Raw genomic sequence first — 1,320 nt, 5'->3', positions numbered from 1 at the left:
AAAATTTCTGACAGTCTCTTGCAGGACGCTACATGTAATTCGTAGGTGCGACCCCGGATTTCGCCAAGTCTTTAAAGCTGATTTGGCGTAAACAAGTCCGCTTCTACATCTGTGTCACCAAGCTTGCGACGCTGCGCGGCAACGTCGTAAACAATCAACAGCTCATCACCGGCCTGTTCTCCGGTGCCAAAGATGCACATGCCCTCGGCATGATCGACGCCTTGCCCGAAAGGCACCTCCATCACGATCTCCAATTGGTCCGAGAAAATCACGCTTTCTTCTTCGGCAAAGTCACCGTGCCAGCGAAAGACTTTTACCGGACCGTCCAGCTCCATTGTCGGCCCCGCCAGAATCAGCAGGTCGTCACCAGAGATGCACAGGTCACGCACACCCAGGCCATTCAGCTCGAAGAAGTGTTTACGGTATCTGCGCCCATCTGGACCAATCTTCTTGAGCACCAGCGTATCAGTCGAGTCCTTGCTCAGTTCGGGCTCGATCTCAAACACGATGGCCCAACCGCGGAGTACCGGACCACGCAACCCTAACAACAGGCGCGAGCCGATGACTACCAGCCCTTCGATGTCAAAACCATTGTCCTTACTCGGGATCAGCAGAAAGTCTTTCAGTTGATCGTCTTTTGCAATTTCCTTGATCAAGTCATTGCCGAATTCGTTACCGTTTAGCTGTGCTGCTGTTCTAGCGTCGGTATCCACCTTTTTGGTAAGTACATGGCTGTCGCCCTCCTGAACCACCGGGATGCGGGCCAACAAATAACGATTGCCATCCGCCTCTACCGTCGATAGCTGCTTGATGTTCTTCTGCGAGGAATCGTCGGCTTTGGCCTTCTTGCGTTTCAGGCTATGTGAGCCGGCCAGCCAGAGGTAACCCGTGCCGTGATCATAGGCCAGCCCCTCGATATCGATCTCCGCATCCGACTTTGGTAGAGGTAACTTTAAATACTTGATTAGTGAAAATGATCGGTGCTCATCACATATCACCTCGCCTCGCGCAGCATTTCTAACGGTCAGCCGTTCAAGGCTCGTGGTTTCATCGTTGGCGATCCAGAGCGTGGTACCAATCCGTTGAACTGCCGAAATGCCATCGCGCAATGAGGCAAGCGCTGGATCAAAACGCAGTAGCGCAGTACGTTTACGCATGAGTATGCTCCTTTCAGATAAAGTTGACAGGGTGACAAGCCGACATGCTGCGCTGCAGGGGCGTAGACCCCGGCCAGCCGCGCTGTCTCCGTAATGCTACACCCATCGCTTCAGAGGGCAATGCCCCGGTCCATGCATAGGAAAATTGCGATGACTGCAAAAA

Annotated in this window: 1 protein-coding gene; it reads right to left on the bottom strand. The window is 53.3% G+C overall.

Translation table 11 applies throughout. The features are described from left to right. Nucleotides 1-71: 71 nt before the first annotated feature. A complete protein-coding gene (locus tag ALO64_RS15015; RefSeq protein ID WP_002556026.1) occupies nucleotides 72-1,157 on the bottom strand; it encodes a DUF3616 domain-containing protein in 1,086 nt (361 codons plus the stop codon). Nucleotides 1,158-1,320: the final 163 nt, after the last annotated feature.

The organism is Pseudomonas meliae (assembly GCF_001400515.1).
GTDB classification, from domain to species: Bacteria; Pseudomonadota; Gammaproteobacteria; order Pseudomonadales; family Pseudomonadaceae; genus Aquipseudomonas; species Aquipseudomonas amygdali.
Note: the sequence above shows the minus strand (reverse complement) of the source record. Positions and strands in the feature narration are given on the sequence as shown.